We start from the raw sequence: 13,566 nt of genomic DNA on the forward strand, positions 1-13,566 counted from the left end.
TTTGCAATTAAATATATAATTGGAGGAACAAAAATGAAAATAGTTAATTCATGGAACGACTTTGACCCTCTAAAAAGAGTCATAGTAGGTAGAGCAGACAATTGTTGTATTTCACCTTCAGAACCAGCTTCTGAAGCTAAAGTACCACTAGACAGTCCAATGAGAGGTATGACAGGACCTAGACCATTAGACACAGTTGAAAAAGCAAACGCACAACTTGACAACTTAGCAAAAGTATTAGAAGACCACGGCGTTATCGTTGATAGACCAGAACCATTACAATTCAACCAAGCTGTAGTAACTCCTTTCTTTATGACAGGTTCTCAATTTGGATGTATGCCACCTAGAGACGTATTACTTACAATTGGTAGCGATATAATCTGTGCATCTATGTCATTTAGATCAAGATTCTTCGAACATTATTGCTATCATAAAAACCTTCGCGAATATTTCGAAAAGGACCCAGAATTTAGATGGTTCTACGGACCAAGACCACAATTAAGTGACGAAAGTTACGATATGCACTATTGGGACGATGTAGACGGACACGAAGTTACTGAAGAAATCTTACTTGAAAGAACTGCTAACTTAGAAATGGTTACTAAAGAACACGAAATTCTATTTGACGCAGCAGATGTTATGAGACTTGGTAAAGATTTATTTATCCAAAAAGGTTTAACAACTAACTGGAAGGCTATGGAATGGTTAAGAAGAATGTACCCTGATTTCAGAGTTCACTCTCTAAACTTCCCAGGAGACCCATACCCAATCCACATTGACGCTACATTTGTACCATTAAGACCTGGTCTAATTATAAATAACCCACACAGAAGATTACCTAAGGAACAAAGAGCTATCTTCGAAGCTAACGATTGGGAAATCGTAGACGCAGCAATGCCGGCTCACGAGGAACCACCTGAATTATGTTATTCAAGTGTATGGCTATCAATGAACTGCCTAGTTCTTGACCACAACACAGTAATAGTTGAAGCTTCTGAAACAGCACAACTTGAACAAATGGATAAATTAGGCATGAACGTAATACCTGTTCCATTCAGAGATGCATATCCATTTGGTGGAGGTTTACACTGTGCTACAGCTGACGTTTACCGTGAAGGAGAATGTCAAGATTACTTCCCTAACCAAGTTGAAGATCCTACTCTTATCACTTACGCAGACAAGAGATGGTAATTCATTAGTTAAAAACAAAGCTGTTACAAGAAATTGTAACAGCTTTACTTTAACAAAAAAAATTAAAATAAACCTTTCAAGGAGGTAATTATGACAAGTTCATGGGCAGTTAACTGCTTTATAACAGGAAGTATAATACTTTTGGTTTATCCTGCGATAACGTTTATCTACAGAGAGACCAAATCTAAAGGCAAAAAGAGGTAATTTATGGCTAATTGGATAATATTTATAGTGGCCTCATGTGTTCTAATTGGTGTAGGATACATGTCAGGAAGAAAGATCGAAAAAGACCAAGTAGAGGGAGAAGGTTTTCTTCTTGGAGCAAAACAAATTGGACCGTTTATCGGTGCTGGAACATTAATGGCAACAGGATATAGCGGTTGGGGATTTATAGGTTCTCCTGGTACTGCATATGCCTATGGAACAATTGAGCTATTGGCAAACTTTTTCTTTGCACCTGCAATAACCTTTGGTACATTATGGTTTGCAAATTACATGAGAAAAAATGCAGAATCTATGGGTGGACTTACCGTACCAGAGTATCTATCAAAGATACATAGAGGTACAGAAGCAGAACAAAGAAGAGTACACTTGTTAGCAGGATTTGCTACACTTATGTTCTTAACTGTATATATAGTTGGACAAATCAGAGCTGTCGGCCTTGTTGCATCAAAATGGCTTGGAATATCTGAAGCCATAGCGGCAACAATATTGTTATTAGTAGTAATCATATTCACTATGCAAGGTGGACTTTTAGCGGTAGCTATAACAGATACAATCATGTGTGTAGGAATGTTGGTTTCAGCAGTTATAGTAATAACAGTTATAAAACAAGATATTTCTATAATGGAACTTATTGATAAATTAGGTGAAATAGATCCTAAAATAACAAACCCTGTTACATCAGTACCTTATGGTCGTAGCAAATACCAGGTATTTTTAGTATTTATCTATGCCTTGTTATTTACAACAACACTTCCATATATGTCAGTAAGATTTTTGTCATTGAAAGAAGATTTAAAAGTTCATAAAATGGCTCTATATATGGCACCTATGGGACTAATACTTAGTTTTATTCCTATGGTAGGTCTTTATATGAGATATAAAAATCCTGGACTTGAAAATCCAGATGCAGCAATGCCGGTATTTCTAAACACATATTTACATCCTGCTGTAGGTGGTGTGATAACGTTATTTATTCTATTCGCAATGTTATCAACAATAAGTTCGGTGCTACAAACGCAAGCTTCTGCGCTTTCCCACGACATGTACGTTTCTATTAAAAAGAAAATGCATCCAAAGGGAGATAAATTTAACAGACTTATGGTACTTGTAATAGCATTAGTATCACTATGGTTAACATTCGTTGCACCACAAGGTATGTTAAATCAAATAGCATATATAGGAACAGGTGGTCTTATAGCAATGTTCTTAGGACCTACAATTGTACAAATTTTTATAAAAGCTAATGCTAAGACATGTTTTGTTTCAATGCTTGCAGGACTAATTACAAATGTATTCTTAGTTCTTGGAGTAAACACAGGATGGGTAGAAGCTCCAATTCTTGGAGGACTTGCTTCCGCAGTTGTATATGCAGTAATGGGATATATAACAAATGGAAACAAGAGAATACCTGATGGATATAACGAAAAGAAAATAGAAGAAGCTCTTGAAGAAGCAAAAGAAGAAGCAAAATAAATAACTCAAATTAAAATAAACAACTCAATTTAAAATAAAAAAGGGGAGGCGATGCCTCCTCTTTATATTAACTCTTCCAGTAAGTCTGGCCTTAATACTTTTATATTAACTCCATTAACCTCTATAATCCCTTCACTTTCCATATACTTAAGCTCTGAATTTAAACAACATCTGTTAACCCTTAAAAGATCTGCTAACATTTCTTGGGTCTTTGGAAGTTTTAAAGGATTTACCAAGTCCATATGTAATAGCCAATAGGCTAAACGCTGATTTATTTTATAGTACTGAGTTGCACGAAGAACAAATTTATTAAAACAAAGGTACTCTGACACAAAGGTCAATACATTGTTCATAAGAACTAGGTCATTATCTATAATAGGTTTAAATTCGTCAAAGGGCATAAAGTATACTTCGGATCTTTTTATTGCATAAACATCATATGGGAAGTTAGAATAATTACCATAATGAAGATAAAATGGAAAGGCATCTCCTTCGTTATAGTAGGAAGAAACAATCTCCTTGCCATTAATCATATACTCCGTAGTCTTTAGGCAACCCTTCCGAATGAGTAAAACGTATTTCAAAAACTCGTCATTTCTAACGGAAATATTTTTAGCTTCATAATAATATATTTGAGGATTTATATCTATAATTGCTTGGGCAGTATCATCGGATATACCTTCAAATATTTTAAAATCGAGTAAATCTACCATAATTATCCTCCTTTTTTAATGTACATATACTAATCAACAATGTTGTTATTTAAATAGAAACGAAGAAACAAATTAGTTCTTCTCTACTCTTAAGTTTAACATATGAATGAAATAATTGGAAGAAAACATTTACAAGACAGCTGGTGTAATAAAAATAATTATTCTTCAAAATAAAAAGCTGTTAAGTATGAGACTCATACCTAACAGTTTAGTCTAAATATATATTGGTTTGTTTTCAAATACCGATTCACAAGTTGCTTGAATTCCAAGCTTCTTAAATAATTTTTTATCTACAGATCCAAGCATTGCAGAAATGTGAACCTGAGCGCCCTTTAGTTTTGGTATTTGATCTAGTGCAAGTTGGGCTCTTTCGTCATTTGCCGCAGAAATTGAAAGGGCAATTAGCGTTTCGTCTATATGAAGTCTTGGGTTTTTGCTGCCAAGATAATCAATTTTCAGTTTTTGAATTGGCTCAATTGCTTCAGGAGATATAAGGTGAACAGGGTCTTCAATGCCAGCAAGGTACTTAAGTGCATTTAGTATAAGGGCCGCAGAAGGTCCAAGTAGGTCCGAGGTTTTTCCCGTAATGATGTGGCAGTCGGAAAGTTCCATTGCCGCAGCTGCAAAGCCCGTTTCGTCAGCTCTTTTCATTGCCGCCGTAACAACTGGTCTATCCTCAGGACTAAGTTGAAGTTGCTTCATCAAAAGCTCTATTCTATATACAACTGAATGATTTATTCTTCCCTTTGCATATTCGTTTAGGGCGTCATAATACCTTCTGATAATCTCTTGTTTAGAAGCCTCTCTACAAACTTCGTCATCGGAAATACAAAATCCAACCATGTTTACACCCATGTCAGTTGGGGAGTAGTATGGAGAACTTCCGTAAATCATTTCAAACATCGCCTTTAAAACTGGAAATATTTCAACGTCTCTATTGTAGGACACCACAGTTTCGCCGTAGTGCTCAAGATGATAGGGGTCAATCATATTTATATCATTTAAATCTGCAGTTGCCGCTTCATATGCCAAGTTGATTGGATGCTTAAGTGAAAGATTCCATATAGGGAAGGTTTCAAACTTTGCATACCCTGCCCTAATACCTCTTTTTTGATCGTGATAAAGTTGTGATAGACAGGTTGCCATCTTTCCACTTCCAGGTCCCGGTGCGGTTACAACAATTAGCGGCTTAGTTGTCTTTATATATTCGTTTTTTCCAAATCCCTTTTCGCTAACGATATTCATAATGTCAGAAGGATAGTCTTCTATTATATAGTGGGTGTACACATCTATTCCAAGATTAGTAAGTCTTTCTTTAAAAAGATCTGCTCCTGGCTGTCCAGTGTACTGTGTTATAACAACTGACCCCACATATAGTCCATACTTCTTAAAACAGTCGATTAGACGTAGAAGTTCTATGTCATAAGTTATACCAAGATCTCCTCTAACCTTATTCTTTTCAATATCCTTGGCATTAATGGTTATGATTATCTCAATTTCTTGGGACAATTCCATCAAGAGTCTAAGCTTTATATCCGGTTCAAAACCAGGCAGAACTCTTGAGGCGTGGTAGTCGTCAAAGAGCTTTCCACCAAATTCAAGATAGAGCTTGTTGTCGAACTGTTCTATCCTCTTTCTGATATTTTTAGATTGTAATTCAATATATTTATCCTTATCAAAACCGATTTTCATATGTCCCCCTAATATTCAAAATACATATTAAGTTTACTACAAAACGCTAAATTATGCCATTGTTATTTGAAGATATAGCCTTCAAAATAGCCTAATCCATAGTCTTCGGTTTCGGTATCATATTGAATACTAAGCTCTGTTAGAAAAACTTTTACATTTTCATTTTTTTTAAAATCTAATTCAAATGGCTTTTCTCCATTTATTTTTTTTATTTCCTCTGAAAGATTATTAACATCATAAGTTATTTCTTCGCCGTTAAGACTAAAAATTACCTTCTCATCTCGAACTGCTACCTTAAAATCATTTACTTCATTACTTGAAATTTCTACCATGTTGTTAAAAGTTGAAATATCCATGGAATTTAGTCTTGAAAAGTGATAGATCTCAAAATTTTCATAAATATTTTCTTCACTAACTTCACCTTGAAGCTTAGTAACATCAATCTTTTTATTTTCTTGTAAACGGCTAAGCTCATCTCTGTGATAAAAATAATTTATAATGGAAGCTAAATTATTTTTGTCAGTTCTACTAAGTTTAGAAATATCCAAATCTGTAGAAATATTATTTCTTTTAAGAATTTTATCAAAACGCTTAGATTGGCTATTTAAACTCATGTTATAACTATTAATTGGTCCAAGAGTTGATACAAGTATAAATAAAGCTAACACGGCAATTGAAATCACATTGCTTTTTTTATTACAAAGAATGCTATAAATCATAAACAGAGTTAGGCATATTCCAATTACGATAACATAATATCTATTTTCCGTAAGGCCAAAGTTAGCTATTCTATGGCCCATGGTGTAATACATTAATCCCAAGAAGACAAGGGAACTACAAGGTAGATAGAATCTTATAAGCCCATTAGAATTTTTTCGTTTTTCAGGACTGAAAAATATTATGGCAAAGGCAAGTATTCCATATACCAAAGCCAAGTAACATACGATTCTTAAAGGCATTATACCTTGAGCAATAATTTTTACAAAGTAGGCTATAAGCACGAGGCTAAAGATAAGTTCAATTGGAATTAAAATATTATTTAAAATCTTAAGTCCAAATTGAGGCTCCTCCCATGAATCTTCTTCAGTTTCACTTGGGAAATTATTTAAAAACATCCACAAGTTCAAAGTTCCAAGACTTAGTGCCATAGCTTTTAAAATATACTCGTCCATGCCCTTTAGTCCAAATAACATAAATATAGAAAAGATTATTAGTGACACTCCAAGCCAAACTACAATTGAAAGCAGTGTTGAAATAAATAGGGAACGGATAATCCTATAAACATAAAACTCATGGTTTTTAGGGTTGTTATACTTTTCGGCAATTAAACTAAGGGCGATAAAGAAAAAGCATAGTCCAAAAAAGTAAATATAGTTTTTGGAAAATTCATTATCCCAAGTCCTTCCCATGAATCTGTATGTCAAAAAGACTATTACAATTCCTGGAATATAACTTAACATTCCAGATATTTCTTTCGGACTTTTATTAAATTTTCCATTTAATATTTCGATAAATATAAATACAAATAGTCCGACTAGGGAAGTTGTAACATAGCCAATTAGCTTTTCAGAAAATGAGTAATCATCCATTACTAAACAAATTAGCACACCGATTACAAGTCCCATAAAAGTTGAAACTGGGAATCTTGAAAGGGTATTTTCAAAATTCATAAAATTTTTCTTTAGAAATTTTTTCATTTTAATCCTCCACATATTCTAAAATATCTCCAGGCTGACAGTCTAGCGCTTCACATATTTTGCTTAAGGTGTCGAAGCGAACTGCCTTTGCCTTGTCATTTTTCAAAATGGATATATTTGCCATAGTTATACCCACCCTTTCAGAAAGTTCCGTTACAGACATCTTTCTCTTTGCAAGCATTACATCAATATTTACTCTAATCATAGTATCACCTAAATAGTTAAGTCACTGTCGTCTTGAAGGTTAACAGCGTCACTCATCAACATGCACACAAGGGACAGTGCCGCATAAACCATTGCTAACATCAACAGAAAAGTTATATTAATAATCATCAAATGCATAGTTTGTAAAGATAAAATAAATGCCAAAATATTACATAGGATTACAATAAAAATATTTGTAACTACTGCAAGTCTAATGACCTTTAAATAGCCAAGGTTATCTGACGTAAAGATTTTGTCCTTATAAATATTTTCATAAATACAGATAAACATAAGCCCGCAGTATAAAATAGGCAAAAGTTCTACCCATGCAATTATGTTCCATATAAGTTTGCCATTATCATTATATTTAAAAATTAAACCAATTCCCGCAGGAAATAACTCGAAAAGTGAAAAAGCTATAAAGAGTATTAAAAAAATGGAAATCAATTGTAAAGATCTACAGTAAAATTTTTTCATAAGAACCTCCCTTTTCTTAAATTATAACAAAAATTTATCGTAAGTCAATAAATAATTACCGAAAAAGGATAAAAATATCTTACATAATTTTTACAATTCCTTTAAAATTTCTTTACACTCAAGGAGGATAATATAAAAAAGGAGGGTTATATATGAAGACATTTAAACTAGTAAGCGAAATAATGATATTTTTTGCAGTAGTGGCAGTGTTTTTAGAAATATTTTTATAAGGATGTGATAAATTGAATAATGTTTTTTTATGCGACAGTTTAAAGGGCAGAGTCAGCATAGACCTTGACGACAAAGTTTTTTTAACAGTTGACGGCGAGAAGATACTTTATGGTGAGTTTGAAAAAGAAAACTATGAAAACTTTACAAAGCTCAATCCAAAGGAGATTAGAAAAAACTTTGAAGAGGTTTCAAATCTCAACATAGAAAACGCCGTTAATTCACAAGATCCAGTAAAAGTTGCCTTTGCCTTATTAGACAAGAGACTAAGCCTAAAGGAGTTAAAAAAACTTAGAGAAAAATTTGAAAACAAAGAAGGGGTACTACCTTTTCTATACAACATAAGATACCAGGCGGAAGGATTCTATTTTTAATTGCAAATAGGGTCCTTTTAATATATTCTTTTACATAGGTGATGAAATGAATCTTATAATAGAAAAGGCTAAGCCACAACAGGCAAAAGAAATTTTAGACTGCATAAAAAAGGCGGTAACAGAGTCAGACAATCTAATAGTGACAATGGACAACTTAAAGAATTATACGGTTATAGAAGAAAAGTTTTTAATCGAAGGCTACAATAGGTCAAAGACGGGACTTATGTTAGTTGGCATGGTGGACGAAAAAATAGTTTCAATTGGAACATTACAAGGAAACGATATAACTTCCAAATCGGGACATAGGGTAACCCTTGGAATCTTTGTACTAAAAGATTATTGGAATATGGGAATAGGAAGACAGATGATAACAGCCATGTTAGACTACTGCGTGGAAAATCCATATATTGAAATAGTAGACCTAGATGTTAGGGCGGACAATGAAGCTGCCATTGGACTATACGAGAGATTTGGTTTCGATAGAATTGGTTACTACGAAGACTACTTTAAAGACGAAGGTGGAAACTATGGAGATGCCATACTTATGGCGCTATATTTATAAGAAAAAGGTGCTTATCTTAAGCACCTTTTGTAATTACTTTTCATTTAAATATCTTACAGTTTGTAAGTCGTGATACTTCCAAGTGTATACTCTTGAGTATTCTTCAATAATAAATCCACCAGCAAGTGTTGCATGGGCAGTCATTGGTCTTCCACCGTTTTTACCGATGTAGATTGCACCGTGACTATAGTGTCCCGCTCTTCTTGAAGAGTAAGGAAGATCTCCAGGAAGTAGGTTGTTAAAATCTGTTTTAATATATTTTCCACCATACTTTGGAGCTTGTTTATATTGAACTTCTACCATCTTGTATCCGCCATCTGCTTTAACATCGCAAAGGTTAGGTCCTGGAACAGCAATTCCATTTTCCTTATAAGCAGAGTAAATTGCACCAACACAGTACACTCCAGACTTATCGTTTAAGTCGAAGCCATACCATTTGAAAGGAATTCCTGCTCTTTCACAAGCGTAGTTAGCGATTTTTTGTCCAAGGAATCTATTGTCTTTGTTAGAACCTTCAAGCCAAGTGTTTTTTAAATCTTCTGCTGTAGGCATTTCCCATTTAACAGGAATGTCCTTTTTATATCCAGACATTCTAGTTCCAGATTTTATTGCACCGTCATCGCCGAACCAATAGCATGTAAGTCCAGTGTTTCTTGGTCCACCCTTATACATATTGTAGTCAACTGGGTCAAAGTAATATATCTTTTGACCTTCTTGCACGAATCCCCTTGCAAGACCGGTTTCAGATTTTGCAAAGTAAGTCTTAGCACCTTCCTTAATAAAGCCAAGTTTTAATGAACCGTCTTCATTAATTAGGTATCTATGACCATCAACATCCACAACGCCCTTGTTGTTTTCATCTTTTACAATAACTTCACCAGATTCAACATTTCTTAAGAAAGTTTTTGATCCATCGTCAATAACTTGAATATTGCCAAAGTCCTTAAATATTTTTTCGTAATAGCCATTAATAGCAAGTTCCATAGCTTCTTCAGAAACTGAAGAGTTACCACCAACTACAAAGATTTCTTCTGCAGCTTCACATAGAGCCATAGTTCTTTCGCTCTTAGCTCTTGGAGCAAATACAACGTCAACACCCTTGGCATTTACAACGTTTACAGCAGAAAGTGCATCAGGGAAGTCCATTCCATTTACAAATGCAAGGTTATAGCTTTCAGTAGCTTCAGCAATCTTTAAAGCTGTGTCATATCTATCCTTACCAGCAAATACAGTTTCAGCAGCAACATCAACAGATGACTTTCCACCAAAAGCGTATTTAACAACAACATCTTCTACAGGAAGTTTATTTGAAGGAGGTACAAGTACAAGACCTGCATTATTTTCCTTTAATAAACCAGTTGAAGCAAGAGCGTCGGCAAAGTTTTCACCACTTGCTACACCAACTTCACTAAGACCAGATTCTTCAATAGTCTTTGCGTTTGTTAAGTATCTATTTGAACCTGAAAGTCTCTTAACCTCTACAGAAGTAGCCTTTAATTTTTCTTCAAACTCCTTAGAAATTGATGAAGTTCCACCAATGATATAAACTTCTTCAATTCCATTTTCCTTAACGAAATTAGAATAATCTTCATTTCCGTTAACTAAAATAAGTTTACCATTTTTAGTATTACAAATATTTGCAGAAGAAAGTGCGTCAGGGAACTGTCTTCCATTTGCGAATACTACAGTTGTTGATTCTAACATATGTGAAGCTTTAATTGAGGTTTCAGTTCTGTCTTTGCCAGCAACTCTTGTCCATGTTGTAGCAGCATGAGAACTAGTTACAGCTGTAACTGAAAACGTTATAGCTAAAGCCACAGAAAGAATCTTTTTACCAAAAGAATGCTTTTTCATAAGTCCTCCTAATAAATTATTTGACCTCATTATACCCTAAAGTTATAAAAATATCAATGTAAAAAAACTATAAAATGAAAGAAAAAATAGAGTGTGAAAAAATATAATAGAATATTTAAAAATGGGATTTTAACAAATAGAATAGGATTTTATTTTTTATATACATCATAAAATTGAGTTATTTTTATATGAATGATAAAATTATTTAAAGGAAGGTTATTAATGAAGTTAAATCAAACTTTATTGCATTGCTTTGCTTATATTATTAATATATTATGGAAGAGGAGGTTAGAATAAATGAAAATTATAAAAAACATTTTCCTTTTTTGCTTTTTGATATTTGGATTTATTATGCAATCGGAAATTTTTCAAAATGAGCTTTTTAATTTCTCGACAGCTTATTATAAAGCGTCTAGTTTTGAAGTTTCAAGTGAAAACATTCAAGATTTTTTAGATGATGCACAGAAGGCTTCATCTAAAAATAATGTAGAAGTCTTTTCTTATTATAGAGAAATAAAAAGCAAGTTTCGCTTCACGCTCCACATTTATGGCGATTCAGATGTGATTCGAAAATCGATTAAAGATGTGGCAAATGTTGAAGAGAAGCAGTACACATCATTAATTTCTGGAATTACAGATGTTAAATACCATGATTTGAAAGAGCTTGAAACAGAGTCCGTTAACTACGAGAACCTCATATGCTATATAGGAGATGAAACGGCCGTTAACTCCACATATAAGGACTTAGAAGCAAAGTATAACTTAACTAGCCCACAATACTGGAATGCAACAGAAAAAGATATGATGATAATCGTATGGGGAATGATTAGTTTACTTATGATAATAATGAACTTAGTGGAGGTAATTAGAAGAAAGAAAGAGATTGCCGTAAGAGTTTTATTTGGAGAAAGTGTAAGTTCAATTGTGTTTAAAACGGCGATTATTAATTTGGTTTCTTCTATAGTCATATTTATTTTGGCAAAGCTATTGATGTTAAACTTTATATCAGGAGCTTATGAAAATAAATTAATAATTTTAATTTACCTGGTAGGAGTAGCACTTTCAACACTTCCATATTTTATTTTTTATTCTATGGACATTAAAAAATTGCTTTCAAATGCCACTGACTCAAAGGTCTCAATGTACTTACTGTATGCACTTAAGCTAATTGCAGGAGCTCTAACTATAATAACGCTTATTACAAATATCAGCAGTATCAATGGCAATTTATTTGCTGACGGAAGTTTACTTAAATCATATTACAACGCAAATTATCTTAGAGTACAAACTGAAGGCTTTGACTACGACAAGGAACAAAAATTTTGGGATGAGGTTTATGAAAAAGAATATTCCGTAATAAATCCTTCCATATGTATAAATATTTCAAGTGGCAAGAATGACGTTGTTTTTGTGAATGATAATGGAAAGGATATGCTACAGGGTTTTAAAGAGAGTGTGGAGAAAGAGTCTTCGGATGAAAATGATTTAATTATTTTTATCCCTAAGGGAAAGTCATATGAAGAAAATAAAATGTTAGCATATGACAGGTTGGATTTTTGTTTTAAATATCCAAAAGAAGATTTCAAAGACTGGAAAATAAAATATGTGGAGTACTCCGACTCTAAATATTTTTCCTATCTTGATAACAACTCAATAGACGGAGTTGAAAGGACAAAAAATCCTATACTAATTTATCAATTAAATAATGATTTGAAAATTGATGGGGCAAATCTTCAAAGCTATAAAGGAGAAGCTATATTATTTAACACAGCCAGAGAAAACTTGGAAGAGATTTGTAGCAAATATGAAGATATATTAGGAAATTATAATCAAGTAATAACCAATGTTGAAGATCAATATAACTACAATCATACTTTTTTTGTTAAATTGCTTGCGTTTTTAAGCTCACTTTGTGTGGTTATTATATTTTTAGACATTGCAATTATTTTGGCAGTAAGTCAATTGGAGTTTAGGCGAAATGCAATGAAAATTTCACTTATGAAAATTTTGGGATATGGAATATTTAATCGTCACAAGTCATTCCTTAGACTTATTATGATAGAAAATCTTGTGATATTTACAGGTTTTTTAATACTTTCCTTAATATTAAAACGAATTGATACAGAAATTACTATTTTAGTAAGTGCTTTAGTAATTCTGATTGAGTTCATAATAATTATATTTAATATAATAAGGATAGAAAGAACAAATGTGCAAAAGTCGTTGAAAGGAGGATGTCTATGATAAAAATAAATGAAATTTGTAAGAAGTATGATGAAAAAGTGTTGTTTCAAAACTATAGCTTAGAAATTCCTGACGGGAGTTTTGTCATAATCAGAGGAGATAGCGGAAGTGGTAAAAGCACTTTACTAAATATGATTGGCGGCATAGAATATCCAGATAGCGGTTCGATTATTGTAAATGGCTTTGATGTATCAAAAAGGAAAAAGCAAAAATACTTCTCGGAAGTTGTAGGATTTTTATTTCAAAACTTTGCCCTTTTAGAAAACAAGACCGTGTTAGAAAACTTAAATTTGATAAAGAAGACAGGAAGAACGGACATATCAATAGATGAAGCTTTAAAAAAAGTTGGTTTAGAAAAAGAGAAAAATAAAAAAGTTTATAAACTATCAGGAGGAGAGCAACAAAGAGTTGCCTTAGCTCGTCTTATGATAAAGAAGTGTTCTGTATTATTGGCAGATGAACCAACAGGATCCCTGGATAAAAAGAACAGTGAAATTGTAATGAAAATTCTTCACGATTTAAATAGACAGGGAAAAACTGTAATTGTTGTAACCCATGATGATAACATTATCGAAAAGGAAGATATGGTTATATATTTAAGTTAGATTTTATGTGAGACTTCAAAAGTATAT

The 13,566-nt window shown here is 33.0% G+C and carries 12 protein-coding genes; 6 read left to right on the plus strand and 6 right to left on the minus strand.

Going from position 1 to position 13,566, the window contains the following annotated elements:
• Positions 1 to 33: 33 nt before the first annotated feature.
• Both L6651_RS06425 and L6651_RS06430 read left to right on the plus strand, forming a co-directional pair.
• Positions 34 to 1,191, plus strand: coding sequence for a serine/threonine protein kinase (locus L6651_RS06425; protein WP_237037139.1), 1,158 nt, complete (start codon positions 34 to 36; stop codon positions 1,189 to 1,191).
• 207 nt (positions 1,192 to 1,398) lie between these two features.
• Positions 1,399 to 2,889 carry a sodium:solute symporter family protein gene (locus tag L6651_RS06430; RefSeq protein WP_237037140.1) on the plus strand — a complete coding sequence of 497 codons (1,491 nt, stop codon included), beginning with the start codon at positions 1,399 to 1,401 and terminating at the stop codon, positions 2,887 to 2,889.
• A 62-nt stretch (positions 2,890 to 2,951) separates the two neighbouring features.
• Here L6651_RS06430 and L6651_RS06435 read toward each other — a convergent pair whose 3' ends face one another.
• The 5 genes from L6651_RS06435 to L6651_RS06455 all read right to left on the minus strand — a co-directional run bounded on the left by L6651_RS06435 (position 2,952) and on the right by L6651_RS06455 (position 7,672).
• A complete protein-coding gene (locus L6651_RS06435; RefSeq protein WP_237037141.1) occupies positions 2,952 to 3,602 on the minus strand; it encodes a Crp/Fnr family transcriptional regulator in 651 nt (216 codons plus the stop codon).
• A gap of 213 nt (positions 3,603 to 3,815) precedes the next feature.
• Positions 3,816 to 5,294, minus strand: coding sequence for a DUF1846 domain-containing protein (locus tag L6651_RS06440; RefSeq protein WP_237037142.1), 1,479 nt, complete (start codon positions 5,292 to 5,294; stop codon positions 3,816 to 3,818).
• Positions 5,295 to 5,356: 62 nt separating this feature from the next.
• The gene (locus tag L6651_RS06445; protein ID WP_237037143.1) at positions 5,357 to 6,991 is read right to left on the minus strand and encodes a DUF4153 domain-containing protein; all 1,635 of its coding nucleotides are present in this window, start codon (positions 6,989 to 6,991) and stop codon (positions 5,357 to 5,359) included.
• A gap of 1 nt (position 6,992) precedes the next feature.
• Entirely contained in the window at positions 6,993 to 7,196 is a 204-nt protein-coding gene (locus L6651_RS06450) for a helix-turn-helix domain-containing protein (protein ID WP_255784669.1), read from the minus strand.
• 8 nt (positions 7,197 to 7,204) lie between these two features.
• Entirely contained in the window at positions 7,205 to 7,672 is a 468-nt protein-coding gene (locus tag L6651_RS06455) for a DUF2975 domain-containing protein (protein WP_237037144.1), read from the minus strand.
• Positions 7,673 to 7,914: 242 nt separating this feature from the next.
• Between L6651_RS06455 and L6651_RS06460 the strand changes: the two genes are divergently transcribed.
• Positions 7,915 to 8,274, plus strand: a complete 360-nt coding sequence (locus tag L6651_RS06460; protein WP_237037145.1) for a hypothetical protein — start codon at positions 7,915 to 7,917, stop codon at positions 8,272 to 8,274.
• A 46-nt stretch (positions 8,275 to 8,320) separates the two neighbouring features.
• Positions 8,321 to 8,836 carry a GNAT family N-acetyltransferase gene (locus L6651_RS06465; protein ID WP_237037146.1) on the plus strand — a complete coding sequence of 172 codons (516 nt, stop codon included), beginning with the start codon at positions 8,321 to 8,323 and terminating at the stop codon, positions 8,834 to 8,836.
• A 33-nt stretch (positions 8,837 to 8,869) separates the two neighbouring features.
• Here L6651_RS06465 and L6651_RS06470 read toward each other — a convergent pair whose 3' ends face one another.
• Positions 8,870 to 10,690 carry a cell wall-binding repeat-containing protein gene (locus tag L6651_RS06470; RefSeq protein WP_237037147.1) on the minus strand — a complete coding sequence of 607 codons (1,821 nt, stop codon included), beginning with the start codon at positions 10,688 to 10,690 and terminating at the stop codon, positions 8,870 to 8,872.
• A gap of 351 nt (positions 10,691 to 11,041) precedes the next feature.
• Here L6651_RS06470 and L6651_RS06475 point away from each other — a divergent pair, with 351 nt between their 5' ends.
• Positions 11,042 to 12,934 (plus strand): DUF1430 domain-containing protein, encoded by a 1,893-nt coding sequence (locus L6651_RS06475; protein ID WP_237037148.1) that lies wholly within the window; start codon positions 11,042 to 11,044, stop codon positions 12,932 to 12,934.
• Positions 12,931 to 13,539 (plus strand): ABC transporter ATP-binding protein, encoded by a 609-nt coding sequence (locus L6651_RS06480; protein WP_237037149.1) that lies wholly within the window; start codon positions 12,931 to 12,933, stop codon positions 13,537 to 13,539. Before L6651_RS06475 ends, L6651_RS06480 begins: the two co-directional genes overlap by 4 nt.
• Positions 13,540 to 13,566: the final 27 nt, after the last annotated feature.

Source organism: Mediannikoviicoccus vaginalis (assembly GCF_928097925.1).
Taxonomy (GTDB): domain Bacteria; phylum Bacillota; class Clostridia; order Tissierellales; family Peptoniphilaceae; genus Mediannikoviicoccus; species Mediannikoviicoccus vaginalis.

Bases quoted from the DNA above. Each gene is read 5' to 3' on its own strand.
- L6651_RS06425 (WP_237037139.1), top strand. From the start codon at position 34: ATGAAAATAGTTAATTCATGGAACGACTTTGACCCTCTAAAAAGAGTC.
- L6651_RS06430 (WP_237037140.1), top strand. From the start codon at position 1,399: ATGGCTAATTGGATAATATTTATAGTGGCCTCATGTGTTCTAATTGGT.
- L6651_RS06435 (WP_237037141.1), bottom strand. From the start codon at position 3,602: ATGGTAGATTTACTCGATTTTAAAATATTTGAAGGTATATCCGATGAT.
- L6651_RS06440 (WP_237037142.1), bottom strand. From the start codon at position 5,294: ATGAAAATCGGTTTTGATAAGGATAAATATATTGAATTACAATCTAAA.
- L6651_RS06445 (WP_237037143.1), bottom strand. From the start codon at position 6,991: ATGAAAAAATTTCTAAAGAAAAATTTTATGAATTTTGAAAATACCCTT.
- L6651_RS06450 (WP_255784669.1), bottom strand. From the start codon at position 7,196: ATGATTAGAGTAAATATTGATGTAATGCTTGCAAAGAGAAAGATGTCT.
- L6651_RS06455 (WP_237037144.1), bottom strand. From the start codon at position 7,672: ATGAAAAAATTTTACTGTAGATCTTTACAATTGATTTCCATTTTTTTA.
- L6651_RS06465 (WP_237037146.1), top strand. From the start codon at position 8,321: ATGAATCTTATAATAGAAAAGGCTAAGCCACAACAGGCAAAAGAAATT.
- L6651_RS06470 (WP_237037147.1), bottom strand. From the start codon at position 10,690: ATGAAAAAGCATTCTTTTGGTAAAAAGATTCTTTCTGTGGCTTTAGCT.
- L6651_RS06475 (WP_237037148.1), top strand. From the start codon at position 11,042: ATGCAATCGGAAATTTTTCAAAATGAGCTTTTTAATTTCTCGACAGCT.
- L6651_RS06480 (WP_237037149.1), top strand. From the start codon at position 12,931: ATGATAAAAATAAATGAAATTTGTAAGAAGTATGATGAAAAAGTGTTG.